Raw genomic sequence first — 26,507 nt, 5'->3', positions numbered from 1 at the left:
TGTAATTTAATTAGATATTATTTTTAATAGGGTAAAGTTTGGCGCGCCTTGGGGGGAGTATGCAGAAAAATAAGGGATTTACGTTAATTGAGCTGATGGTGACGATTGCGGTGTTGGCGATTATTGCCATATTGGCTGCGCCTTCTATGAATTATATGGTTGAAAAACAAAGATTAAATCTAACTGCGAGAGATTTGTCGAATACATTATTCGAGGCTAGAAGTAAAGCAGTCTTATTGAGGGAAGAAGTTACCGTAACCTTAAATGATGTGACTAAATCTTCGGTGAATAATACAGATACTCACATTTATTGGCGTGCAAGGTCCAATAATGCATTAACTTCCACAAGTCCTACCTCAATTATTTTTACCTCTTACGGTATTGTTAAAGATGCAACAACGGATAGTGATTTAATGATTTGTAATAGTCATCTGAATATAAAAAAAATTATTACAGTAACAAGAATGGGTACTTTATCTAATAAAAGTGATGGGACTTGCTAATGAATAACAGAAAGACCCAACAAGGTGTTGGGATGATGGAAGTATTAGTTTCCTTGATATTATTAGCTATTGCAGTTTTAGGATTTATTGCATTGCAGCTTCGCGCAGTAGATGCTGCAAATGAGTCCTTAAATAAAATACAAGCAATGAATATTGCAAGGGATTTTGCTGAACGTATTCGCATTAATCCTTATGCATTTACATTATTAGATAAAAACAATGCCCAAATAACTAATGACATAACAAAATCCGCCTACGTAAAAGCAGTGGAAGATTATAGAGCATTAACAACATCTCATACATGGGCATCATGTTTTGGAAGTTCCAGTTGTACAAGTGCAAACATGGCAATAGAGGATGTAAAACAAGTAGTAGATAAAGCAAATAAGCAAGGTATGACCATTAATATTTTACCTTGTGCAACCTCTATAACTACAGATGAGAATGGTGAGAGTGTTACATCTTCAACTAATTTAAATAGTGGGCGAAGCTGTATATATGTTGCATGGGATACCACGACGGCTACAGAAGGAAGTGGTGATAATGATTGTACGTTATATGGAAAGTTGAAAGATAATTCGAAGTGTATTGTTGTGGAGACATATTAATATGACGAAGTTGCACTTTACTCGTTTTAACTCGGGATTTACGCTTGTTGAGTTAATGGTCTCTTTGGTTTTAGGGTTATTGGTAGTTGCGGCAGCAATACAGCTATTTATGACTGCGCAAATTAGTGCCAACCTGCAGCGAGCTATCTCTGATATACAAGACAATGGAAACTTCGGTATTAATTATATGATCGAAGATATTCGCAAAGCCAATTTTTCAGCAGATAAACCTGTGATTAAAAGTGGCCTGCCTTATGCGGGTATTGTTTTGGGAATCGACAACTTACCTTCAACTTTAACCAATAGATCTGCCAACCTATTAACTAAAAAAGAAGCAGAGGGGACAGGTAAGAAGACAAATATAAGCAGTGATCAATTGACAATACAATACTATGTAGATATTACGGGACAATTTGACTGCGAAGGCACAGGAATACCTGTAAACAGTTATGTGTTACAAAGATATTTTATCTTGGACGGAAACTTGCGTTGTGATGCTGGTATATACCCTAAAACTGTACCTACAGGAAATGATGCTACTGGGAATCCTAGAACTCATACTATTGTAGGTTTTGGAGGGAATGGAGAAATTGTCATTAGAAATACTGAATATATGCGTATTTTATTTGCAGTGAGTGATGATAAAGTTATTGCAGATAATATTTCAAATGATCCTATTCCTGCTGATGGTTTAGTGCAAAAGAATTTTCGTTATATAGATAGTTATCCAACGAGTGGAACTTCGCCTCGTATTCGTGGTGTACAAATTGGTTTATTAATACGCTCAAATGAAAATGTAGGCGGTAACCCAGATATTAAAACAAGAAATGGTTCTGCTTTTTCAGTGTTAGATAAAAACAATGTTACTGTGAATACAATTGATTCAAATTTACGCCAAGTAATTTCACAAACAGTTGCTTTTCGAAATGCATTGGGGAGTGGTTCATAATGGTTGCACTTAAAAATATAGAAAAAGGTAATACTTTAATCGTAATATTAATATTAATTGTAGTGGTGACTACTATTGGCTTAGTAGCAATTCGTGAAAGTATAACTTCTTTAAAAATATCAACCAACAGCCAAGCACTGGCTTTACTTATGCGTAATTCAGATGCCTATTTTTTTAATATTGAAGGCGCTGGGGAAGTGTATAAAAAATTAAATGCGAGTAAGTTTGGTTTTGTTGGTTTTGCTTCGCAACCTGAAAATATTGGTAAAGAAGTAGTATTTTGTTTTAATCAGAATATCGTACAAAATTTTGATACTAATACTGTTGGAGTGATTTCCAATATATTAACTAATACTGCTGATACGATTGGCACGGGAAAAAAGAAAATCTCGCCAATTACTCGAGGTGCTTGTGACCCGTCTGTAGCTGATAATTATACTAGTGGGCGTAAGGCAGTGATGACACAGGTTGCGATTAAAGTGTATAACACACCAAGTGCGCCTTTAGAAAACTTTGTACAAGGAACAGATGTTCCTCAAGTTTCTCAACCGATTAAAGTCAGAATTAACACTACTTCATTAATGCCTGCAATGGCAAGTACAGCAACTTCTACACAAATCAAGTCATGTTTAACTGACTATCCTGCTGACGTAATTAAAGATGGTTTAAATGAAAGTAATACCATTGCGGATTGTTTGCGTCATTACAACGTGCCATTTAATGCGCAAGTTGCTGAATACCGTCAAAGTAATACACCAATGTAGTCCATTTTGTTTAAGATTCGGGGGAAAGTGTAATGAAAGAATTAGAAAATAAAAAAATGAAGTTTAGACCGCATCCTTTGGTTATTGCGATGGCTTATGCTATGGGGGTCATGTTACCCAATACAGTGAATAGTGCTATATCAAGTGATTTAGATATCTATAAGCAACCTACCAAAGGTAAAACTACTTTATTGCTTATGGTGGATAGTTCGGCAGGAATGGATGATAATGGTAAAGGAAGTAAACCAGAACGTTCTATATTAAAAGATTATCCAGCTTGCGCTGGTAAAACTATATTAGAAGAAGCAACTTCTTCATTAGAAAGCAAGTATCAAGAATCTTATACGCTTAAGGATAGTAGTAATGGGGTTAAACCTACATTTGTATATGCTATGCCTTATTGTAATGATGGTACAAGTGAATATAAATATAGTCGTCAGGATCGTCAGAAGATTGCGATGACAAAATTATTGAGTAATAGGGATATTTCCGATGATATTGTAATGGGTTTAGGGCAGATGCCAACTCAAACTTCATCTAGCTATGTTGTGCAGTCTAATAGGACTGCTCAAGATAATATGATTTGGAGTGCTAAAAATAAAAATGCAGGTGTTACGGAGTATAGATTTAAAGGAACACAAAGTGGGAGTGGAGAAAAAAATGGTACTGGTACTTCTGCAAAAGTATTAATTCCAGCTGCCCCATTAACCTTAGAGCAGCGTTGGAAAATGCGTGTTGCTGTTACTACATTATACGGGGGAGGAACAACACCTTTAGCAAGTGGTTTGGCAGAAGCCGGTGCATATATGCTGGGAGGAACCTCTCCTTTAAGTCCTAATACAGTACCCACAAAATCTTATCCAGGAGTTGTGACTGATCCTGCGTCTGGTTACGTAAAAAATATTGGTTATAGACAAAGTGGATTTATTGACTCAATAGATAGTGTTAAAAATACCGCTAAAACAGAATATGTTTCTCCAATAGATAGTGATACAGAGTCTTGTAACAGTAATGGGATATTTCTCCTAACCAATGGCACACCAACAGAAACTCAAAGAGATGTAGCGCAGATATTGATGCGCAATGTGCTGAAAGATAATAGTTTTACTTGTCCAAATAGTGAAAGCAGTGGGAGTGTTAAACAGGTAGGCTCAGGAGCAACTGATTTTGGCTGGACATGTATGGGGGAGTTTGCTAAGCGACTATATAATAATGATAAAAAGATTAAAGTTGCCATTGCTGGGTTTGGTGATGATTTTGCCCCTTACTTACAAAGTGATAAATCAATTTCCCTTAGCAAGCCAGATGGTACATTAAGAAAGTATTATAAGTGTAATGCTTTAAAGGTAGGGGATACTTATGTTTCAAATGGGGTAACTAGGGTTGTAACTCAGGATGTAATAAATGCTTGTAATTTGGGGGAACAGGAAAATACTGATCCTTCACTAAATGTTGGGGGGAAAGTAGGAGGATATGGACAAGGGGGATTTTATCCAATTGTTTCACCTCAAAATTTGATTGATAGTGTAAAGGATTTTGTGGCAGATTTAGAAACTTCCTTACCTGCATTAAATACAGGGGTTCCAGGTATTCCTGTAGATACCCTAAATGCTACACAACGAATTCCTTATGCATTTTATTCACAATTTCAACCTAATACATTAGCAAGTCAGGCAATTGGTATTTGGGTGGGTAATGTAAAAAAATATCGTGTTGCTGATAGTACATATAAAGATCGTAATTCAAACAATGTAATAAATACGAATGGTTTATTAAATGCAACACGAGACTATTGGAATAATTCGATCAATACAGATGGTGCAGATGCCACAAAAGGTGGTGCTCTATCCAAGCTTCCTGTACAAACACAAATAGGTCGTAAAATTTATAGTGATAGATCAGTTTCAGGAGCTACAGTTACAGCAATTACTACGCCTGGTACAGCATTAACTTTAATTAATTCGAATAATACTTCTGGATCTACAAATACTGCTGAAAGTTTAAGAGCAAGTGCTGATCCAGATAGAGCATATTTACTGAATTTATTAGGTTTTGGCGTAAATGTTCCTACTCCTCCAGCCAATTTAACAAATGCTGCCCAACTCCGCCAAATGGGTGCTACGCTTAACTCAACACCATTATTTTTAACTACAGAGAGTAAAATTGCTACAAAAGCAACGGGTTCTGGAGATACTCGGGTAAATGTTGGAGATTATATTAATCGTAAAGATTATGTGCTTTTTGGAACCAATCAAGGCCTGTTGCAAGTAGTAAATGCTGATACAGGAGAAGAAAAATTCGCATTTTTACCTAAAGAAATGATTGAGCGTCAAAAAAATGGTTTTATCGCTAAATCTCTACAAATTAATTCAAATGTAGGAAGTGATTTATATCAAGGAATTGATGGTGCCTGGTCTGTTTATGCTAACTATGTGGCAAATAACGAAAGTAATTCTCTTAAAGCTTCAACGCTAAATGTGTATGGAGGAATGCGTCGAGGTGGTTATAATTACTATGCACTTGATTTAAAAGATATCGAGACAAGTAGCCCTAAACTTTTATTTAAGGTTGGGCCTCAACAATCTATAAGTGCAACAGGTGTAGTCAGTTTAACAGGAACTTGTAGCAATACAGCACCTTTAGATTGTATGGGACAAAGTTGGTCCAAGCCAACGATTGCATGGATTAAGTGGAAAGGTAAACCACAGCTAGTGACGATTGTAGGTGGAGGGTATGATCCTGCTTATGACAGTGTAACCTATAAATCTAATACAACAGCAACTAAAGGAAATGGTGTTTATATTTTTGCAGCAGAGCAGGCAAAAACAGCTACAGGTTCAATAGATACAACAATGCCTGCTGCGGGTACATTATTATGGTGGGGAAGTAGTTCTGCAACTGATACGGTAGCAAATAATAGTAACGATACGCAAAAAACTAATAATGCGAATTTAAAATATAGCGTAGTTAGTGAAATTAAAGCGATTGATCGAGATAGTGACGGTTTTGTTGATAATCTCTATTTTGGTGATCTTGGTGGGCAGGTTTTCCGTGTAGATATCGATAATGCATCTTCTGGAACAGTGGGTACTTTAACTAAAAATATGGTAGTTAAACGTATTCAGCGCATTGCAAACTTTATTTCAGACCCAGAGCGTTCGACAAAAGCTGCACCACGTTTTTATCAAATCCCAACATTTACTGTGCATAGTCTAAGTGCGTCTTCAACAGCAACAACTGGGGGTACTTCTACTACTACCTCATATAGTTTAGGTGGTGTGAGAGGAAGTGCAACACGCTTTGCTGTGATTAGTATTGGTTCGGGAAATACTAGTAATCCACTGGAAAGCACTTTAACTAGTACAGCAGGTACGAATGGTGGTTTGCCTGATCGTGTTTATGGTATTTTTGACCGGGATATAGGACGCGTTGATTTATACACCAATGCCAATGATAGCGATACCACTGGGATAAACCCGACAACAGATGGGTTAAGTAGTAAAAATATTACATTGACCAACATGATTGATATAACAGCGACTACAGGTACTATGCCCACAGTTGCCGATATGGTTTCGGCAGGAAATCATGGCTGGTATCACACTTTAACAGGTACAGCACTTGGTCGAACAGGTACAGATAATATTGAATCTACCCAATCTATAGCACGTTATAAAGTACTCAGTAGTTTTGCTGCAATTAAAAATACATTGTTTACTAGTTATTTTGATTCTGCAGATAAGGGCTCTTCATCTAATTGTAGTGCAGGGGTTAAAGGTCGCTCATATATCAAAAACTATTGCTTGCCTTTTGGTAGCATGGGTGCAGATGGCAATAATTGTGGTACGTCCACAGATGGTCGCAGTTATTCTACTGCTAACGGTGGTATAGGTAATGATGTAGGAGCTGGTATTGTTCCTGTAGTAGTGGGAGGGATGGCTAATAATAAGATTGGGCCAATTACAGGTAAAGGTCAAAGCAGTGGAGTCTCAGCACAATATTCAACACCACTTCGCTTTGAACCAATGAAGTGGCTGGCTAAACGTTCATAAGGAAACATAATGTCTAAAATGAACACTAAACAGGCAAAGGGTTTTACTTTGATCGAATTGATGGTAGTAGTAGTAATTGTTGCAATTTTCGCAGCAATTGCTATCCCTAGTTATCAGGCTTATATGCGTAAAGGGGAAGAGTCCAAAGCTATGCAGGAAATGCTGAGGATTTCTCAGGAATTAGAAAGATATAAATCAAAAAATTTTAATTATCAGGGTTTTGCTGTTGGAGCTAATACTGCCTTTTTAGTGGTGAATACCAGTTATACAATTTCTATTGTTGATGGTACTGATTCATCTAAAAAATTGGTTGATACAAGTTCAACAGGGCAAAAATGGGCAATGCAAGCAAATGCGAATGATACTTATGGAAAAAAATTTAATTTTCTGTTAACGAGTGATGGTTTCAAATGTAAAAATAAAACTTTTTCTGTGATGACATATAGTGAGTGTAAAACTGGTGGTATAAATGAATGGTAAAGATATAAGATTTAAAAAAGGATTTACGTTAATCGAGTTGATGATTGTAGTAGCAATTATTGCCATTTTAGCTGCAATAGCTTATCCATCTTATAATCAGTATAAAATTCGTACTAATCGAGCTGAAGTACAAAGCGAAATGATGAATACTGCCCAGCGTTTACAGAGTTATTACGTGATTCATCATAATTATACAAGTGCAACTTTAGATAATAGTACAACTATCAAGGATTACCCAACATCTAATCCTGTGTATAGCATTACATTAGTTCCTAGCGGTCAAACTTATACTCTAACTGCAGAACCTAAATCTAGTACCGTTCAAGCGGGTAATGGAAGTGTAATTCTTAATAGTAATGGATGGAAATGTTGGACTAAAACTACGACAGCATGTACTCCTTCAGCCACCTCAAACTGGGACGGTCGCTAAGATAAATTCAAACTGTGGATAACCTGAAATTTGATCTTTCTTTCAGCACAAATATAACGTAAAATATCGCCCTCTATGAAAGGGGTTTGAAATGTATCGATGGTCGGTACAGGGATAATCCGTAAAAACTATAAGGTTCTATCATGGTTGTTATTCGTCTTGCACGCGGTGGTGCTAAAAAACGTCCGTTCTATCAAATCATTGTGACTGATAGCCGTAATGCACGTGACGGTCGTTTCATCGAACGTATCGGTTTCTTCAACCCTACAGCTCAAGGTAAAGCAGAAAAACTTCGTTTAGATGCTGACCGTTTTGCTCACTGGGTTTCACAAGGTGCTCAACCTTCAGAACGTGTTGCTTCTTTAGCTGCTGAAGCTAAGAAAGCTGCAGCTACTGCTTAATTAGTAGTAGGTTACCCATGACACCAACACAGAATGTTCCCGAAGATCGTATTCAGATTGGACAGCTACGTTCAGCATATGGATTAAATGGGTGGCTCTGGGTCTATTCCAATACAGAACCTATGAGCAATATTTTTGACTACCTCCCTTGGTACATTGAGACCAAAGCAGGTTGGCAAACAGTAGATGTAAAACGTTGGAAACCACATGGCAAAGGCTTGGTTGTTTCGCTAAAAGGTGTGAGTGATCGTACCGCGGCAGATAACTTGGTTGGTGCAAATATCTGGATCTCTAAATCGCAACTGCCGCAAGCAGGCGTGGACGAGTACTACTGGTCAGATTTGAAGGGCTTAACAGTGTTAGGTCTTGGAGAAGATGAGCAAGAAGTCAACCTCGGTCAAATCCACGAATTGTTTGAAACAGGTGCTAACGACGTGATGGTAGTTCGCGCTACTGCTGACAGTGTCGATAGCGAAGAGCGAATGATTCCATGGCATAAAGATGTGGTACAGCGTGTTGATCTCGAAGCTGGTCGTATCTACGTAAATTGGGGCGTAGATTATTAATCCTTTAAGGATTGACGCAGCAGGAAAATAGAGGAGTCTGCGATGTTTTTTGCAGTCATTACGCTTTTTCCTGAAATGTTTGAAGCGATTACAGCCTACGGTATTAGCGGGCGCGCAGCAAAACGTGACATTGTGCAAGTTCATTGTATCAATCCACGCGAATTTGCTGAGGGCAACTACAAAAGAGTGGATGAACGTCCATTTGGTGGTGGTCCTGGTATGGTGATGATGGCTGAGCCATTAGCGAAAGCAATTCATCGTGCCAAAGAGCTTGCCAAGCAAGCGGGTGCTGTTCATGTCCCTGTGGTGTATATGTCTCCGCAAGGTAAGACCTTAAATGAACCTGCAGTACAAGATTTCGTCAAATATGATGGATTAATTGTATTGTGTGGTCGTTATGAAGGAGTTGATGAGCGTTTGATCCAACAATATGTTGATCAGGAATGGTCAATAGGCGATTACGTTTTATCTGGTGGTGAACTCCCTGCGATGGTTTTATTGGATAGTGTGATTCGGAGACTTCCGGGTGCAATGTCTGATGAGCAATCACATGTGCAAGACTCATTTGTGGATGGTCTTTTAGATTGCCCACAATATACCAAGCCAGACCATTTTGAAGGTTTAGATGTTCCTGAAGTATTAAAATCGGGACATCATGCCAATATTGAGAAGTGGCGGTTTTTGCAGCGATATCAACGCACTTTAGAGCGCCGACCTGAGTTGGTTGAAAAAGTTGAATTGACCAAGCAGCAAAAGAAATGGCTAAAAGATTCCAAGGTTTAAATTTTTTAAATCTTATATTAGGCTCTTTATGTATTGAAGCGGTCAAGCATAAAGGGAAAGTTAATCGGGTCTATGCGCTTTAGCCTCTAGCCCCAGCGATGATTAGACCTCTTCTAACTCGCATAATCGGAGATACCCCATGAGTGGTAAACATCCTTTAGTACAAGCTGTTGAAAATGCACAGTTGAAACAAGACATCCCTGCTTTTGCTCCTGGTGACACAGTAGTTGTTCAAGTAAAAGTAAAAGAAGGTGAGCGTGAACGTCTTCAGGCATTTGAAGGTGTTGTAATTGCTAAGAAAAACCGTGGTTTGAACTCTGCGTTCACAGTACGTAAAATTTCTAGCGGTTTCGGTGTTGAGCGTGTATTCCAAACTCACTCACCAATCGTTGCTGGTATCGAAGTGAAACGTCGTGGTGACGTTCGTCGTGCTAAACTTTACTACCTACGTGAATTGTCTGGTAAAGCTGCACGTATTCGTGAAAAATTACCAGCTCGTAAAGCAAAATAATTTGTTTTACAACGCTGTAAAAAATGCGCCTTTTGGCGCATTTTTTTATGTATGAAAGAAAGTTATAAACCTTGAAGTTTCAAACGATTGGCATGCTGACGATAGACTGAAACAGGGTCTGGTGCAAATAGTCCTTTCAAGCCCAATACTTGATTGACTTCATCGAAATGGTTCCACTTATAATTATCACGGACAGTTTTACCCAATTTACTGCTGCATTGGCTCACTAAGCCGTCGTTCGGTTGTCCGCTAAATGCAATTGGCCCCATTGCGGTAAAGATCGTATCTGGATCAAGTAAGTTGGTGGTGTTGGAAATACCTGTCCATGAATAGAAGCTAATGCCATTGGCAACACTCGGGCCATCAGCACATTTGGTTGCAGGCATACCGAGTGGAAATTTTGCGTTAAAGGCTTTCACACCCGGTTGAGACATACTGTAGATCGAAGCCTTAAAATTTGAAGGGAGATTAGACTGCTGGGCGAAGTTAATCACTGGAGTCATTACTGTATCCATAACTGTCGCTAATACGCCATTTAAAATCGGCACACTCTGTACTAAATCCGCCACAGGTGAACCGTCATTGGTGCCTGCAACTGTACTGACAGAGGCAACCAAATCAGGCCGTACGCCAGCAATATATCGAGCCGTAGGACCACCATGTGAGTGACCAATTAAATTCACTTTGGGTTTGCCAGTAATGGCAACCACTTGTTCAACTTGATCTAACAATTGTTCACCGCGAACTTCAATGGATTCCAATGGGGAGATTTGTGTCGCAAAGGCCGTAGCTTTGTGGCTTGCCAAATCCGGAAGAACTTGATACCAATAATCCAAACCAAAAACGGCACCGCCTAAGCGGTTAAAACCAAACATCCCGTGTACAAACACTAGGGGGTATTGGGTTTCAGCATAATTGTCGATGACTTTTTTAGTGGTCGCTTGCTGTATACCCAATTCAGCATGCGTTTGGGTCACTGCCATACTTGCAAGGAGCGTGGCGCAGAGCAATTTTCCTTTCATTTTTCATTCCTTTCTTTTTGTTTTGGTTTTCAAACTTTGATTCAGTTTAGTTTGGAAATAGACAAAATTGCCTATCTGACAATTTTTATTGTCATTAAGGATTATAAAAAAAGGAAAGCAAAATGTGAGAACTAATCGACAGAATGAAAGATATTTTGTACATTGATTAATGAAAATATCATTAAACCCTGAATTTACAGGGTTTAATGTATAGCTTTACTAAATTATAAACCTTGAAGTTTTAAACGATTGGCATGTTGACGATAAACATCGACAGGATTTGGTGCGAACAACGCTTTGAGACCAAGCACTTGGTTGACTTCATCTAAATGGTTCCAGTTGTAGTTATCACGAATGGTTTTACCAAACTTGGCACTACAGCGTGATACGAGGCCATCATTGTCTTTTCCGCCATCGATCAGTAATGCGGTCACTTTTAGTGCTGAGTCTAAATCTAAAATATTGGTGATTTGGCCCACACCTGTAAATGAATAGTTATAAATGCCTTTTTCCACGCTATTACCATCAGCACAATTGGATTTAGGCAAGCCCAGAGGGAATGCGGTATTGTACTTTGCAGAACCCGCTAGCGTTAAACTTGAACCACCTGCCAATGCATCATGAGGATAAGTCGTTGGATCTAGACCTTGCGCCCAAACAATGGCTTTAGAGACAAAATTCACAGCTCCGACCAAGGGTGCTTCGACAGCGGTGCCTTCAGCTTTTAAAATTAAATCTGCAACAGGGGAGCCTTGATGAGGTCCTGCAACACTGGTTAATGAAGCCACGACATCTGGGCGCACACCGGCAACATAACGAATCGTTGGTCCACCATGACTATGTCCAATCAAATTCACTTTATCTGCACCGGTGAGTGCTCGGATTTCAAGGACCTGTTGTAAAAGTTGTTCGCCACGTACTTCGGTGGAGTTAAACGGCGATACGCGCGTTGCCCAGACATTTGCACCATTGCGGGCAAGATCAGGCAGGATTTGATACCAATAGTCGAGTCCAAAAGAGTCCGTACCAACGGTAATGAAACCACCCATACCATGGTTAAATACGATTGGATATTTGGTCTTTGCATAGCTAGAACTAGCTTTGGCGGTGACTTGGGTTGCTTGCGATGCAGATACATTACCGATGCATGTAGCTGCAATTAAACCTGCTAAAAATGGTCCGTATTTCATGAGCGATCCTCAATGTATTATTGTTTTATGACAATATTTATTGTCACTTCTAATAAAGCAATAAAGATCACCTGTTGCAAATTGAAAAAGATTAACTGTGACGCTAAATGTAACAAAATAAAAGAGCATGATTTATCAGATCGATTAAAGTAAATAAGAGGGCCGAAGCCCCCTTATTGCATTTAAATTTCAACGATAAGAATTAAAGTCCTTGCAGTTTTAAACGGTTTGCATGTTGACGGTACAGCGCCACAGGATCTTGTGCAAATAGCCCTGTTAAGCCAAACATCATATTGGCTAAATCGGTATGGTTAAGTTTGTAGCTATCGTTAATGACTTTACCGATATAAGCACTACAACGTGCAACCATACCGTCATTGTCTTTATTGCCATACGACAATGGCCCGAGTTGCATTAGGATCGTATCGATATCAAGTAGATTTGTGGTTTGCGCAACACCGGTCCATGAATAGTACTGAATGCCTTTGCTGTCGACTTGCTTTAAGTTTTTGCTGCAATTTTCTGAAGATGCCAAAACACCGTCAGCTACAGCAGATTTTGCAACTGTACTGTTAAATGCAGCAGAACCTGTTTGTGATAATGATTTCATAGAAGCATCGAAATCAATTTCAAGCTCAGGTTTTGCCTGACCTAAAGCAATCAGTGGGCCGACAATATAATCACCTAAAATATTGAAGGCAGTACGAGAAAGTGAGTTGCCTTGAATATCATCCGCTACTTTAGAGCCGTGATAGGTACCTGCAACACCTGTAATAGACGCAATGTACTGTGGTTTTGTTTGAGCAACATACAATACAGTTGGACCACCATGAGAGTGACCAATTAAGTTAAGTTTTGGTTTCCCTGTAATAGCCAAAACATCTTCAACTTGTGCAATTAACTGCTCGCCACGATGTGTTGTGGTATTTGCAGGAGATAATTGCGCTGCGAATACGGTTGAGCCATTTCGTGCCATATCTGGCAAGATTTGGTACCAATAATCCAGTCCGATGGTGTCGGTGCCGATACGTGACCAACCGAGCCAACCATGCACCATTAAAATTGGATATTTGGTTTTTGCGTAGTCCGATTTTGCCGTTTCCTTCACCTGGAGGACGCTAGGCGCAGCTTGAGTGCTTGCCGATATACTCATCGCTAAGCCTGCAACTGCAGCTACAGAGGCCATCTTGGCCGTGTTTACTAAAGATCGCATAAATGTTCCTTGATCTGATGTTGTTTTTATTACTTTTTAATCATGAAAATACTCTCTGTTTTTAAGCAACATCTTTGTGACTGGCCAGGCCATATCTTTGATTTTAGAGAGTTTGAATAGACAAAGATGCCTTGCCATTTTTTCATGCTCGGTTTGAAATTCCATGTCATTTTAGGACATGGGCGGCGTTGAGGTGACAAGTATATTTATATACATTCGTCTTTTATTTTTGCTATTTATTTTAGTTGTTATCATTTAAGAACTTATTGAATTAAATTGTTTAATGCGTACAAATAAAAAAATTGTAAACAAAAAAAGGACGTCCAAAGACGTCCTGTTCAGTGCTGAAAGGGAGCCAACTTTTGAAATTACAGTCCCTGTAATTTTAAACGATTGGCATGTTGGCGGTAGAGCGCAACTGGGTCAGGTGAAAATAGGCTGCGTAGACCAAAGACCATATTCACTTCATCTAAGTGGTTGTGATTGTAGTCATCACGGATTACTTGTCCGATGTGGGTGCTACAGCGTCCAACCAAACCGTCATTGTCACGATTTCCATAGGCCAAAGGGGCAAGCTGACTAATCACTGTATCTAGTACATCTAATACATTCGTGGTTTGTGCTGTACCTGTCTATGAGTAGTAATACACGCCATTGTCGACTTTGGCACCCGACTGATTACAGTTCGCAGCCAGTGCTGCGGTTGGAAATTTTGCATTAAATTCAGCAGAACCTTTTTCACTGATCGCGGTAAGTGATGCATCAACACTGTTGGGTAGACTCGAGTTGCCTTCAGCCCAAGTAATAATCGGTGCTAAGAGTTGATCGCCAAGTACCCCAAAGACTGAGTTAATAGTTTTATTCGCTTGGATTTTATCTGCGACTAGAGAGCCACGATAAGTGCCTGCAACCCCAGTCACCGAAGCCACATATTCAGGTTTGATCGCTGCAATGTAGCGAGTTGTCGGTCCACCATGTGAATGACCAATGAGGTTCACTTTAGGTTGGCCAGTCAGGGCAAGGACTTCTTCGACTTGAGAGAGCAATTGCTCACCCCGAACTTCTGTCGACTCTAGCGGAGAAACTTGGGCAGCAAAGGTATTGGCACCGTTGCGAGCTAAATCTGGCAAAATTTGATAAAAATAATCCATGCCAAAGCTGTCAAAACCAATGCGAGTAAACCCGAACATACCATGGGTAAACACAATCGGATATTTGGTCTTGGCATAGTTTGCCGAGCTGTTGGCGGTGACATGTTGGAGTCCTGCCGCCGCTTGGGATTGTGTGCTGGCAATCACTGCTGATGCAGCGATGATTGCGCATAAAAGAGCTTGTGGTTTTTTCATCATTTCATCCTGAAATTGAAGTTGTTTTTAAATTGTTGTTTGCAGTTATTCTGCGAAAGGTAATTTTCCACCTTGATCATGTACAGATTCAAAGGTACTGACGCGGAGCTGATCTTCCTTCGATTTAAAATGTTGATTACGGAGTTGCTGCACCGCTTGTTGTTTAGCACTGTCACTCATATTGCTTTTCACAATGCTGTCACGCTCTGTGAGGTATTGATTTACGCTAGATTTCCAAGAGCTGCGCTGGCTGTCTAGATTTTCAAGGCGCTGAGTGGCTTCTGGACCAACTAAATTTAACCGCATTTGATGGATTTCTTCGCTTGAACCACCACGGGCTTTAATGTCCGCTGTGAGTTTGCGTAAATCTTCAAGTTTATTGATTTGTTCCAGATTTTCTTTCCAATCTTCTGGGAGTTCATCAAACAGGGCTTTTAGTTTTTTTGCTTTTTCAGACTCAGACAGTTTTTTGTCATTCACCACTTCCATGCGTTTCAGCGTGTATTCGTGATAGGTATTTTCCTTGCCAAATAAACCTTCAATTTCATAATCAGAAAAGAACTGTTTTCTTAAATTCTGTGTGCTGCTGTAGATCGAGCGATAATATTGTGGTGATTCTTTATCATCACTTGGTGGCTGTAAATTACCTAATTGTTCACGATATTTCATATAGCGATCCCACAAATCATAAATTTGGGACAGCGCCGGTTCTTTATGACCTTGTGCAATGTAGGCTTTAAAATCCTTTTTGATTTGATCTATCGACTTTTCACCATATTGAGTGATGAAATATTCAAAACAATTCCGTGTTTGTTCGTTCACGATCAGATGATTTGAACCATCCATACTGATTTGACAGTTAACTTCCGTGTCTTGTTGACTTGGACTGAGCAGCGAAGAACCGCTTGTAGCTTGTGCTGTAGAGCTTTCGCCCTGAGCTAAAGGCGTATTTTTTTGTTGAATCGATTGATCTGAAGGATCATTTTGTGATGCTTTTGGCGCCAGCCAAAATATAAATGCAGCAACAGCGATAACGACCAAGGCAATGATGAGCCAAAGTTTATTTTTTTGCATATCCCAATGCACCTTTATTCCGTTTTTAATTGTTTTAGAGTTCTAAATGCGAACTCAATATGACATAAAACGCAGATAAAAACATAGAAGAGTTGTAAACGTTAGAGGTGGGTTGTTACCATTGCGCTGTTCCTGTATTAGCCAAATTTTGACATGAAAAAAGCCTCTCCTAAGATCCAACGTCGTCCTGTACATGGTGTATTTCTTTTGAATAAGCCATTAGGTATTAGCTCGAATGCAGCCTTACAGAAGGTTCGTTGGCTATTTCGTGCTCAAAAAGCAGGGCATACCGGTGCGCTTGATCCGTTGGCTTCAGGTTTATTGCCGATTTGTTTGGGTGAAGCGACGAAATTTTCACATTTCTTGCTCGACTCGACCAAGCGTTATCAAACCACGGTCTTTTTAGGACACAGCACCACGACGGGTGATGTGGAAGGTGAGGTACTGATGGAACAAGCCGTACCTATTTTGACCGAGGCATCTATTCAGCAGGTGTTGGCACAGTTCGTGGGAGATATTCAACAAATTCCACCGATGTATTCTGCGCTGAAAAAAGAAGGTCGCCCGCTGTACGAGTTGGCGCGTAAAGGCATAGAAATTGAGCGTGAAGCACGTCCGATTTCGATTTATGCCATCGAGTTATTATCATTTGATGAGAATAGTATTACACTCGATATCACCTGTTCCAAAGGCACGTATATTCGTGTTTTAGGCGAAGATATTGCCAAAGCATTAGGTACTTTTGGACATTTGACCTATCTACACCGTACGCAAACGGGGCATTTTGACCTTAATCCAACTTACACCATTGAATATTTGGAAAGCTTGACTGAAGTGGAACGTGAAGCATTATTGCTGCCGGTATATTCACCCGTCGATCATTTCTGCAAAGTGCAAGCGCCAGAAGGGCGCGCTGAAAATTTCAGTCGTGGCATGGAAAGTAATATTGAACATGAGGCAGAAGCACAGGTCTTGGTATTTGAAGGTGAGCGTTGTTTAGGGCTGGCTGAAATTACAGACCGTAAACGTTTGGTGCCTAAGCGTGTGTTAAATCTAGAGTAGCTGATACAGCATTGAAGACTTCTTATGGAAATTGAAATTATTTTAAGCCTCTTATTTTTTGCATTTTTTGCCGGTGCAATTGATGCAGCAGTGGGGGGCGGAGGATTAATTCAAATTCCAGCGATTATGAATGCCATGCCGCACTTATCTCCTGCGACGGTGTTTGGCACCAATAAGTTGTCTTCGATTTTTGGTACAGCGTCAGCGTCCTATTCTTTTTTACGCCAAGTCAAACTCCGTTGGAAATTACTTGCGGTCATTGCAAGCTGTGCATTTGTTGCTTCTTTTGTGGGAGCAGCCTGTGTATCAATGATTCCTAAAGAAGTCTTACGTCCTTTTGTTTTGGTCATGTTGATCGTGATTGCGATCTATACCTTTGCCAAAAAACAATTTGGTCAGGTGCATGTACGCCAAGAACTGACCCCTAAAATCCTCGGTCTTGCCGCTCTGGGTAGTCTGGTGATTGGCTTTTATGACGGCATCTTTGGGCCTGGGACGGGCAGTTTTTTTATCTTCTTTTTTATTCGTTATCTACAAGCCGACTTTTTGCATGCCTCTGCTTTGTCTAAAGTGGCCAACTTAACCACCAATTTGGCTGCACTGAGTTTTTTTGCACCCACAGGCCATGTGTTATTTGCTATAGGCTTAATGATGGCTGTAGCGAATATTTTAGGCTCGATCGTTGGTGTACGTGCAGCGATTAAATACGGCAGTGGCTTTATTCGAATTCTATTTTTGATTTTGGTGAGTATTTTGATTGTACGGCTAGGGTATCAAACCTTTACGGGACAAGCTTAAAACAAAACTTAACAGAGCTGCGCTGTATTCTGATGCGGATATGTTTAGTATAAAAATGAAGCACTTTATTTTGCTGAATTAAAAAAATACTCAGCTATCGCTAAGCATCAGAGGGCATCATCAGAATGAATATTTTTGAAGCTTTACGTCAAAGTCATGAACAACAAAGAGCGCTTGCAGAACAATTAGTACAAACTTCTGGCGATAGTCCAGAACGTCGCGATCTGTTCGACCGACTTAAAAATGAATTATTTGCGCATGCTGTCGGAGAAGACCGATATTTTTATATTCCTTTAATGATGACCGACTCGGGGCTAAACATTACCCGTCATGCCTTATCAGAACATCATGAAATGGATGAACTCTTAGAGCAGTTGACTGAGACTGAATTTAGCAATCCGGGCTGGCTAGCTATAGCCAAAAAACTTTCAGAAACGGTGCATCATCATTTACAGGAAGAGGAGCACGGTTTCTTTCAGCAAGCCGGTAAAGTATTGGATGATAAGCAAAAAGAAGCTTTGGCTAAACAATACTTAGCCGAATATAAAAAATATAAAAAAGCGGATAAAGACAGTCTGACCGGTTAAGTCCTGTATAGAATCTAGACTTTTTCTAATTTTGATATCTAAAAGCCTTGTATTTAAAAGCTTAGATGTAAGAGCGCTTAGACAATTTGTTGAAAAATGGCGGCAATCCCGCCATTTTTTTCATTTAAATATTTTTTACTTACTGATGTTACGCAGTAACATCAGAAGCGTAATTTGATTCAAATAAAAGAACGATACGCGGTAACGTCATCCGCAAGTGTTTGAGGCAGGACTACTTTTAATTAAAAAAGTTTTTGCGATATTTTGAATAAGTAGACGCTAGTGAACGAGTTTTGTCGGTGAGGTGCATTGCACCGCAAGATGGTTTCCTTGCGAAACACGTTTCTCATTTTGCCGAATGAGAAACAATGTTTCGTAAGAGTACCTCCAGCCGAAGGCTAATCCTTTTATTTAAACTCTAGATGTAAGACTCCGTCGAATAAACTTAAAAAGCATTTTAAAATGCGAAATTATTTTTACGTACGTAACATCATTTACTTAGAAATTTAGTTGGTAGTTTCCACTTTAGAGGAACGCATCGTCACCCCGACTGAGGCGAGCATAATGCACACCAGAGCGAGCCATTGCCACATGCCGATACGTTCTCCCAATAAAACCATACCCGTAATGGCTGCCAAAGCAGGTGAGATACTCGACAATGTTCCATAACTCAGCTTACTTAGAATCTTTAAGGCTTTGAGGTCTAGGGCATAGGGAATCGCTGTGGCTAAAATGGCAATCAATAGTGCTTTAGGCCAATATTGTGTATCCAATAAAGCTGCTGCGTTGTTATAGAGGCCGATGGGTAATAAGGTCAATGCCGATAAACTAATGGCAATGGTCAGTGCATGCATGCCAATATTTTGGTGTACCACTTTTTGCCCGAAATAAATATAAAAGGCCCAACAAAGTCCGGCAGCCAATGCACACGCCGCACCAATCAGTGAGAAATTTCCGCTCTGGGCTTGTCCCCAAGGCACCATCAGCGCAATCCCTAAGATCGCCAAAAACACCCAAATATAGTCACTACGATTTTTTATCGACAGCAGTGCCAAACCCAGTGGGCCAATAAACTCGAGTCCAACGGCAATGCCTTGAGGGAGTTTGCCCAGTGACATATAGAACAAGACATTCATGAGGCACAGTGCTGCGCTATAGCAGAGCAGATCGCGCCATTTTAAAAACGACAGCCGTTTTAAAATGTGCCATGAACGAAACATTAAACAAATAATAATTGAAGCAAAACAGAGTCGTAAAATGGTCACACTGAGTGGATCAAGCACCAAAAATAATTGTTTGGCGAATGATGCACTGATTTGATAGGAGATCATGGAGAGCACCATGAAAACAACAGCGAGAAGTTGTGAATTTGGCATGCGGCACACAGTTGTTGGGCGGTGTTGAGCCCTATTTTTGAGTCAATACAGTATAGCGGTTAATGCTAACAATTGAGTGAATTTTAACATTTGACCAAATCATGATGGATTTTGAATTTAAATGACTTTGGCTTTTTGCGTGGTATAGGTACACCCAATCGATGCACAGATGATGACAGCAAGGGCTAACCACTGGGTCCACAGCAATTGTTCATTTAAGAAAACAAAACCAGAGAGTGCTGCAATTGCAGGTTCTAGGCTCATGAGCGTTCCGAAACTGAGCGCCGTTAAATTGCGGAGCGCAATCATTTCTAAGCTAAAGGGGATGGCGCTGGCTAAGGTGGCTAAAGCAAGAAAATAGAGGAGGCTCATCGGTTCAAAGGCATGTGCAGGAATCCCTACAAATAATGCAATCGGCATGAGCATACACATGCCGACAAACATACCTAAACAAACCGTATGGTTGCCTGAAACGCCAGAGGGTTTCTGACCTGCCACGATATAGAGTGCCCAGCAGGCACCTGCACCAAGGGCGAGGGCAATGCCAACTGGATCAAGTCGTTGTGCAGCTTGGTCAAAAGGAAAAAGTAGGATAAGGCCTAAAATAGCCAGTCCGACCCAAATAAAGTCAAATTTTCGGCGTGCAGCAAATAGTGCGACACTGAGCGGACCAATAAATTCAAAAGAGACGGCAATGCCGAGCGGGAGACGATCAATCGACAAGTAAAATAATACATTCATCCCTGCTAAGGCACAGCCATAGCTGAGGATAGACGACAATTTGACTTGTTTAAAATTGATCTGCCAAATTTTAAAAATGATCGCCAAGATTAATGCACCGAGCAGTAAACGCATCGCGGATACGGTCAGGATGGGAAACTGACCAAACAGGTACTTAGCGAACGAACCACTGCTTTGCATACTGATCATTGCAATAAGCAAGATCAGTGGTGCTTGTAGAGCAGGGGTAATTTTAAAATTTGGCATAGACTAAATTTGTTTCGATGACTCGAATAGCGGGAGATTGGCAAAAGCCAGATTTTAAAAGTCTACTACAATAAAAAAACCACAGCCCGAAGGCTGTGGCTTCAGTGTCTAATTAAATTAGAACAATACGCGAACGCGGATGGTACCTTCAACTTCGTGAAGAGTATCCAAAGCTTCTTTAGATGCAGTTGCATCAACGTCCATCACAAGATAACCCACATCGCCTTTGGTCATTAAAGACTGACCAGAGATGTTGATACCGTGTTCAGCAAACAAGTTGTTGATTTTTGAAAGAACGCCTGGCACGTTTTTGTGGATATGAAGTAAACGGTGTTTGCCTTCAGTCAACGGTAAGGCGATTTCTGGGAAGTTCACTGCAGATAAAGTCATACCTTTATCAGAGTAAGCAACGAATTTTTCAGCAACTTCAAGACCGATGTTTGCTTGCGCTTCCATCGTAGAACCACCCACGTGAGGGGTTAAAATCACGTTGTCTAAGCCACGAAGTGGAGAAACAAATTCCTCACCGTTTGCTTTTGGTTCTTTCGGGAATACGTCAACCGCAGCACCAGCAATGTGACCAGATTTGATCGCATCAGCAAGGTCTTCAATGATGACACATGTACCACGTGCAGCATTTAGGAAGATTGCGCCTTCTTTCATTTGAGCAAATTGCTCTTTACCGAAGAAGTTACGTGTAGATGGAACGTCAGGAACGTGTAAAGAAACCACGTCTGCATTGGCAAGAAGTTCACCCATAGAACCGACTTGACGTGCATTACCCATTGGAAGTTTAGTCACAGCATCGTAATAAATTACGTGCATACCTAAACCTTCAGCAAGTACAGAAAGTTGCGAGCCAATCGAACCGTAACCAACAATACCTAAAGTTTTACCACGAGTTTCAAATGAACCAACTGCAGACTTGTTCCAACCACCACGGTGAGTTGAAGCAGATTTTGCAGGAACACCACGAAGTAATAGAATCGCTTCAGCAAGAACTAATTCAGCAACTGAACGAGTATTTGAGTATGGTGCGTTAAATACTGGAATACCGCGAATCATTGCAGCATTTAAGTTCACTTGGTTTGTACCGATACAGAAACAACCCACAGCAATCAGTTTGTTCGCCGCTTCAAAAACTTCTTCAGTTAATTGAGTACGTGAACGAATACCAATGAAGTGAGCATCTTTAACCGCTTCTTTCAACGCTTCACCCTCAAGCGCAGTTTTACGGTAATCAATGTTGGTGTATCCAGCAGCATTTAGTGTGTCGATTGCGTTTTGGTGAACGCCTTCTAACAACAAGAAACGAATTTTATCTTTAGGTAAAGAAAGATGTTGGCTCATTACGGCTCCGCTACAAAGGCCAAATTTAGTGCGCATATAATAGCATAGGAAGTCGCCCGATATACATTTCCTTTATGACCGACGTCATGGCTATTTTGGCGAATGATGAGTCAATATTTTTTAGATTTGGTCTAATTAACTTGGTCATATTCCTCGTGACATTTTGAAACCACGTTTTTCTTTGGGTTTTGTCAAAAAAAGCCCAGTTATAGCTTATAATGGTGCCGCTCAAAATCATCATGACCACTTCCCTGACATTTTGATGCGCTCTGTTTCAGGCTTTTTCCCTTGAAATATGCGTTACCGCAGTTTTGACTGAATGAAGTCTGGACCTTTAAAAAAACTTGTTTACTTCTTGCAAGGTCTGAAAACGATGAATGCTCCAGTCGCTTTAACCCCAGAGTTATTGACCCAATTGACCGCTATTGTTGGCGAAAGCCGAATTAAAACCGATGCGGATAGTCTCCAAAATTGGGGTCGTGACCATACTAAGCACTTCGATCCAAACCCGTCGGTCGTCGTTTTCCCTTCAAGCACAGAACAAGTTCAACAAATTGTAAAACTTGCGAACCAATTTAATGTAGCGATCACACCAAGTGGCGGTCGTACAGGTTTATCTGCGGGTGCTGTGGCTGCTAACGGTGAAATCGTGGTGAGCATGGACAAGATGAACCAAATCTTGGAATTCTTCCCAGCTGACCGTATGGTTCGCGTACAAGCAGGTGTAGTGACTGAACAACTTCAGAACTATGCTGAAGAACAAGGCATGTACTATCCAGTTGATTTTGCATCTTCAGGTTCATCTCAAATTGGCGGCAACATTGGTACCAACGCAGGTGGTATTAAAGTTATCAAATACGGCATGACTCGTAACTGGGTATTGGGCATGACCGTGGTCACAGGTAAAGGTGACATCCTGCGCTTAAACAAAGGCATGATCAAAAACGCGACTGGTTATGCGCTTCAACACTTATTTATTGGTGGTGAAGGTACTTTGGGTCTCGTGACTGAAGCTGAAATCAAACTAGAACGCCAACCCCATGACTTACAAGTGTTGGTGCTTGGTGTGCCTGATTTTGATGCGATTATGCCTGTTCTACATGCCTTCCAAAAGAAAATCGACTTGACTGCATTTGAGTTCTTTGGTGAACTTGCGATGCAAAAAGTATTGGACAATGGTCATGTACAACGTCCGTTTGAAACACCATGTCCATTCTATGTATTACTTGAGTTTGAAGCACCATTTGAACCGATCATGGATGCGGCAATGGAAATCTTTGAATATTGCATGGAACAAGGTTGGGTACTGGATGGCGTGATGAGCCAAAGCTTAGACCAAGTACACAGCTTATGGCGTTTACGTGAAGACATTTCAGAGTCAATCGCACCGTTCACACCATACAAAAATGACATCTCAGTTTTGATTACACATGTGCCTGCATTTATTAAAGAAATTGATGCAATTGTGGAAGCGAACTACCCAGACTTTGAAATTTGCTGGTTCGGTCATATTGGTGACGGTAACTTGCACCTAAATATTTTGAAACCTGCGGATTTAAGTAAAGATGAATTCTTTGCAAAATGCCAAGTGGTAAACAAATACGTATTTGAAACTGTGAAAAAATATGACGGTTCAATTTCTGCAGAACATGGCGTGGGTATGACTAAGAAGCCTTACCTCGATTACACACGTTCAGCAGAAGAAATCGAATATATGAAAGCATTGAAAAAAGTATTTGATCCAAATGCAATTATGAACCCAGGTAAATTGTTCGATCTTTAATTTTTAAAGACGATTGAAAACGCATCTTCGGATGCGTTTTTTTTATGGTTATAGCACGCCTTTTTAGCTGCGCATGGATGAGAAACAGCACGTTGATTTTGTGGAGTGAGGTACTTCTTTTACATTGCTTAAATAGTGTTTTGGACAAATGTTCGGCATGATAGGACTGAATAATAAATTTGAGTTGGTTCTATGTATCGTTTAATTGCTGTGTCTGCATTGTGTGTGGGGATGTTGGCGGGTTGTGCGACAACGCAGAAAATTGTGTCTAAAGTCGGTTCTTCTGCTACGCCACTCGATCAAGTATTAAAAGAACGTCCTGATTTACGTAAAGAGCTGTCGACTGTGGAAATTCGTCAGTACTTTAACCGTGTTGAGTCACCAAATGCGGGGCAGGTGAAAGTGACGGAAACAGGTTTGATGGATGATTCGGTGAAATCAATTCGTACTATTTATAGTTTTAGATTGGTGGATGGTGACTGGCAGCGTGTAAATACACAAAAGGAATATCAGTGCCAACGTGGTAAAAATACTAAGACTTTCCAATCGGCGAAGTGTCCTTAATAAATCTTTGATTTATGGTTGAAATTTAGGCATGTATGCCTCATAAAAAGCGTATCAATTGATACGCTTTTTTCTTTCAGAAAGAACAAGCTAGCGTGACAATTCAAATCAAATTTTGAATATATCTTCATATTTATTATTTAATTTATTTCTTAATCAATGTTAAATAAAGTTGAATTAAAGTTTTATAAAATCCACAGTTTGGCCATATTAATGGTATAAAAACAGTCACACTGCCTAAAACATAAATTTATGAACATCCAACAAGAAATCCAAAAATTATTCCAAAACCGAGATGAATTTCCATTATTTTATATTGAGAGTGGCAGTCGATTATGGGGCATGGCAAGTCCAGACAGTGATTATGATGTACGAGGTTTTCATCTCCCGTCTAAAGCACAATATTATGACTATCGGAAACATCGTGACCTTATTGAAATCATGGATGGTGATTTTGATTTCGTCTCTTTTGATTTGAATAAAATGTTTGGTCTATTGGCAAAGAGCAATCCGACAGTATTGGAATGGGTCCGCGCACATATTATTTATTTGAATCAGTTTCCTGAGTGGGAGAATTTTCGTGAGGGTCTACTTGAGCGTATAGATTATAAGGCTTTGTATTATCATTATTTATCACTGGCAAAAGGTGGTATGAATGTCATGCAAACGGCAGAGAATTTTACCTATAAAAAAGTGTTCTATTCGATTCGAGGGTTAATGTCTGCTGAGTTGGCTACACAAAAAATTATGCCTGAACTATTGATTACACAGTTGTTTGAACAGATTGATGCACAAGATCCATTGCGTCATTGGGCAGAAGATTATTTGGAAATTAAAAAACAGCAAAAAGAAAAGGCACAAGTTCCATTGGCTGAGCAAACCCAAATTTTAAAATTGCTGAATGATAAAATTGAAGCACTTAATGCAAAGCCGATAGAAGCAACCAATGATTTACACAAATTACAGTCTTATCTCACAGAGTATAGTTTCCGTATAAAACAGCATTTTTACGATTAAAATTTATTTTCTATACAATTGTATGATGAAAACCCTCGCTTTTATTCACGTCAATGATTCAGGCTCACCTGTCGGTGACTTTGCTCCAGTGACTTCAGTTTTTTCCCATTATGAATTTGGAAATACCGTTTCGCCTTTTTTATTGCTCGACCACTTAGGGCCTGGGGTTTTGAAACCAACCAAACTGAAAAAAGGCGTATTGGAACATCCACATCGAGGCTTTGAAACCGTCACATTAGTGTTTAAAGGCGAACTTGAACATCATGATACGACTGGCGGCGGTGGCGTCATTGGTGAGGGCGATGTGCAATGGATGACTGCTGCTTCAGGCATACAACACGAAGAAGTTTTTAGCCAAGCCTTTGCACAGCGGGGCGGAGCATTTGAAATCTTGCAACTTTGGGTCAACTTGCCTGCCAAAGATAAAATGAATCCTGCACGCTATCAGAGCTTAGCCAAAACCAGTATTCCTGTAGTGGATTTAGTAGATAATGCAGGTTATGTACGGATCATTGCCGGGCAATATTTAACAGCACACGGCCCTGCAGAGACACATACACCTATGCAAGTATTTGATGCCTTTGTCAGAGCCAATCAAAGTATCACACTACCTGCACAGGAAGGGGATACCACGCTGGTGTATTTACGCTCAGGCAAACTAAAATTTACTGAAACAGATGAACCGTTAAATGCACAGCATATGGCAGTCATGTCGAGCCAAGGAGAAAATGTCGAATTGACGGCTGTCGAAGATAGCCACATGTTGTATTTATCAGCGCAGCCTTTAAATGAGCCCATCTATGGGCGAGGTTATTTTGTGATGAATCATTTTGCTGAAGTCATGCAAGCCTATGAGGACCTAAAACAAGGTCGCTTTATCAAATGGAGCGTAAAACTCTGTCCTTCAGGTCAGAGATATAAGCAACACGACCTGAAGTGTCGTTTGATTTAACTAAGGACTATCTTCCTTGAGTTTTGATTGTTAATATAAGTACATGAAAACCCTTAAATTACGTATAAAAGACAAACATTGCAAGGTGTTAGACCAACTAGCATCAGAAGTGAACTTCGTCTGGAATTATGTCAATGAT

General features: G+C 40.1%; 25 protein-coding genes and 1 pseudogene. 18 read left to right on the top strand and 8 right to left on the bottom strand.

Annotation, left to right across the window (positions count from 1 at the left end):
* Positions 1-59 precede the first annotated feature (59 nt).
* The 11 genes from FTU37_RS12940 to rplS all read left to right on the top strand — a co-directional run bounded on the left by FTU37_RS12940 (position 60) and on the right by rplS (position 10,047).
* A complete protein-coding gene (locus tag FTU37_RS12940) occupies positions 60-503 on the top strand; it encodes a Tfp pilus assembly protein FimT/FimU (protein ID WP_180124465.1) in 444 nt (147 codons plus the stop codon).
* Positions 503-1,111: a type IV pilus modification protein PilV gene (gene pilV / locus FTU37_RS12935; protein WP_180117222.1), complete on the top strand. Its 609-nt coding sequence runs from the start codon at positions 503-505 to the stop codon at positions 1,109-1,111. The genes FTU37_RS12940 and pilV overlap by 1 nt, the downstream gene beginning before the upstream one ends.
* 1 nt (position 1,112) lies before the next feature.
* The gene (locus FTU37_RS12930) at positions 1,113-2,060 is read left to right on the top strand and encodes a PilW family protein (protein WP_180117220.1); all 948 of its coding nucleotides are present in this window, start codon (positions 1,113-1,115) and stop codon (positions 2,058-2,060) included.
* Positions 2,060-2,824, top strand: coding sequence for a hypothetical protein (locus tag FTU37_RS12925; RefSeq protein WP_180124464.1), 765 nt, complete (start codon positions 2,060-2,062; stop codon positions 2,822-2,824). Before FTU37_RS12930 ends, FTU37_RS12925 begins: the two co-directional genes overlap by 1 nt.
* A 32-nt stretch (positions 2,825-2,856) precedes the next feature.
* Positions 2,857-6,876: a PilC/PilY family type IV pilus protein gene (locus FTU37_RS12920; protein WP_180124463.1), complete on the top strand. Its 4,020-nt coding sequence runs from the start codon at positions 2,857-2,859 to the stop codon at positions 6,874-6,876.
* Between the two features lie 9 nt (positions 6,877-6,885).
* Entirely contained in the window at positions 6,886-7,356 is a 471-nt protein-coding gene (locus FTU37_RS12915) for a type IV pilin protein (RefSeq protein ID WP_306670196.1), read from the top strand.
* 4 nt (positions 7,357-7,360) lie between these two features.
* Positions 7,361-7,786, top strand: a complete 426-nt coding sequence (locus FTU37_RS12910) for a type IV pilin protein (protein ID WP_180117276.1) — start codon at positions 7,361-7,363, stop codon at positions 7,784-7,786.
* Positions 7,787-7,929: 143 nt separating this feature from the next.
* Positions 7,930-8,187 (top strand): 30S ribosomal protein S16, encoded by a 258-nt coding sequence (gene rpsP / locus FTU37_RS12905; RefSeq protein WP_078189354.1) that lies wholly within the window; start codon positions 7,930-7,932, stop codon positions 8,185-8,187.
* Positions 8,188-8,204: 17 nt separating this feature from the next.
* Entirely contained in the window at positions 8,205-8,753 is a 549-nt protein-coding gene (gene rimM, locus FTU37_RS12900) for a ribosome maturation factor RimM (protein ID WP_078189353.1), read from the top strand.
* Between the two features lie 42 nt (positions 8,754-8,795).
* Entirely contained in the window at positions 8,796-9,536 is a 741-nt protein-coding gene (gene trmD, locus FTU37_RS12895; RefSeq protein WP_180004770.1) for a tRNA (guanosine(37)-N1)-methyltransferase TrmD, read from the top strand.
* A gap of 139 nt (positions 9,537-9,675) precedes the next feature.
* Positions 9,676-10,047, top strand: coding sequence for a 50S ribosomal protein L19 (gene rplS, locus FTU37_RS12890; RefSeq protein ID WP_078189351.1), 372 nt, complete (start codon positions 9,676-9,678; stop codon positions 10,045-10,047).
* A gap of 62 nt (positions 10,048-10,109) precedes the next feature.
* Here the strand turns inward: rplS and FTU37_RS12885 are convergent, their stop codons facing one another.
* The 5 genes and pseudogenes from FTU37_RS12885 to FTU37_RS12865 all read right to left on the bottom strand — a co-directional run bounded on the left by FTU37_RS12885 (position 10,110) and on the right by FTU37_RS12865 (position 15,892).
* Positions 10,110-11,069 carry a triacylglycerol lipase gene (locus FTU37_RS12885; RefSeq protein ID WP_180124462.1) on the bottom strand — a complete coding sequence of 320 codons (960 nt, stop codon included), beginning with the start codon at positions 11,067-11,069 and terminating at the stop codon, positions 10,110-10,112.
* A 224-nt stretch (positions 11,070-11,293) separates the two neighbouring features.
* A complete protein-coding gene (locus FTU37_RS12880; protein WP_180124461.1) occupies positions 11,294-12,259 on the bottom strand; it encodes a triacylglycerol lipase in 966 nt (321 codons plus the stop codon).
* A 202-nt stretch (positions 12,260-12,461) separates the two neighbouring features.
* Positions 12,462-13,472, bottom strand: coding sequence for a triacylglycerol lipase (locus FTU37_RS12875; RefSeq protein ID WP_180039415.1), 1,011 nt, complete (start codon positions 13,470-13,472; stop codon positions 12,462-12,464).
* Positions 13,473-13,840: 368 nt separating this feature from the next.
* Positions 13,841-14,821 (bottom strand): annotated as a pseudogene (locus tag FTU37_RS12870) (lipase family alpha/beta hydrolase).
* Between the two features lie 42 nt (positions 14,822-14,863).
* Positions 14,864-15,892, bottom strand: coding sequence for a lipase secretion chaperone (locus FTU37_RS12865; protein ID WP_180124460.1), 1,029 nt, complete (start codon positions 15,890-15,892; stop codon positions 14,864-14,866).
* Between the two features lie 153 nt (positions 15,893-16,045).
* On the opposite strand from FTU37_RS12865, the gene truB reads away from it, so the two are divergent.
* The 3 genes from truB to FTU37_RS12850 all read left to right on the top strand — a co-directional run bounded on the left by truB (position 16,046) and on the right by FTU37_RS12850 (position 18,339).
* Complete coding sequence (gene truB, locus FTU37_RS12860; RefSeq protein WP_180124459.1) at positions 16,046-16,954, top strand: tRNA pseudouridine(55) synthase TruB; 909 nt, start codon at positions 16,046-16,048, stop codon at positions 16,952-16,954.
* 24 nt (positions 16,955-16,978) lie between these two features.
* Positions 16,979-17,752 carry a TSUP family transporter gene (locus FTU37_RS12855; RefSeq protein ID WP_180021548.1) on the top strand — a complete coding sequence of 258 codons (774 nt, stop codon included), beginning with the start codon at positions 16,979-16,981 and terminating at the stop codon, positions 17,750-17,752.
* A 125-nt stretch (positions 17,753-17,877) separates the two neighbouring features.
* Entirely contained in the window at positions 17,878-18,339 is a 462-nt protein-coding gene (locus tag FTU37_RS12850; protein WP_180124458.1) for a hemerythrin domain-containing protein, read from the top strand.
* A 506-nt stretch (positions 18,340-18,845) separates the two neighbouring features.
* Here the strand turns inward: FTU37_RS12850 and FTU37_RS12845 are convergent.
* The 3 genes from FTU37_RS12845 to serA form a co-directional block, all read right to left on the bottom strand.
* Positions 18,846-19,715 carry a DMT family transporter gene (locus FTU37_RS12845; RefSeq protein WP_180124457.1) on the bottom strand — a complete coding sequence of 290 codons (870 nt, stop codon included), beginning with the start codon at positions 19,713-19,715 and terminating at the stop codon, positions 18,846-18,848.
* Positions 19,716-19,832: 117 nt separating this feature from the next.
* Complete coding sequence (locus FTU37_RS12840; protein WP_180124456.1) at positions 19,833-20,702, bottom strand: EamA family transporter; 870 nt, start codon at positions 20,700-20,702, stop codon at positions 19,833-19,835.
* 117 nt (positions 20,703-20,819) lie between these two features.
* Positions 20,820-22,052, bottom strand: a complete 1,233-nt coding sequence (serA, locus tag FTU37_RS12835) for a phosphoglycerate dehydrogenase (protein WP_067762969.1) — start codon at positions 22,050-22,052, stop codon at positions 20,820-20,822.
* Positions 22,053-22,425: 373 nt separating this feature from the next.
* Here serA and FTU37_RS12830 point away from each other — a divergent pair, with 373 nt between their 5' ends.
* The 4 genes from FTU37_RS12830 to FTU37_RS12815 all read left to right on the top strand — a co-directional run bounded on the left by FTU37_RS12830 (position 22,426) and on the right by FTU37_RS12815 (position 26,368).
* A complete protein-coding gene (locus FTU37_RS12830; RefSeq protein WP_180124455.1) occupies positions 22,426-23,835 on the top strand; it encodes an FAD-binding oxidoreductase in 1,410 nt (469 codons plus the stop codon).
* 192 nt (positions 23,836-24,027) lie between these two features.
* Positions 24,028-24,399: a hypothetical protein gene (locus tag FTU37_RS12825; RefSeq protein ID WP_078192499.1), complete on the top strand. Its 372-nt coding sequence runs from the start codon at positions 24,028-24,030 to the stop codon at positions 24,397-24,399.
* A 252-nt stretch (positions 24,400-24,651) separates the two neighbouring features.
* The gene (locus FTU37_RS12820; protein WP_180102370.1) at positions 24,652-25,416 is read left to right on the top strand and encodes a DNA polymerase beta superfamily protein; all 765 of its coding nucleotides are present in this window, start codon (positions 24,652-24,654) and stop codon (positions 25,414-25,416) included.
* 25 nt (positions 25,417-25,441) lie between these two features.
* Positions 25,442-26,368 carry a pirin family protein gene (locus FTU37_RS12815; protein ID WP_180124471.1) on the top strand — a complete coding sequence of 309 codons (927 nt, stop codon included), beginning with the start codon at positions 25,442-25,444 and terminating at the stop codon, positions 26,366-26,368.
* Positions 26,369-26,507 lie beyond the last annotated feature (139 nt).

This window comes from Acinetobacter sp. YH12097 (assembly GCF_013419225.1).
Lineage (GTDB): Bacteria > Pseudomonadota > Gammaproteobacteria > Pseudomonadales > Moraxellaceae > Acinetobacter > Acinetobacter amyesii.
The sequence above is the reverse complement of the archived record's forward strand: the minus strand, read 5'-3'. Positions and strand labels throughout refer to the sequence as shown.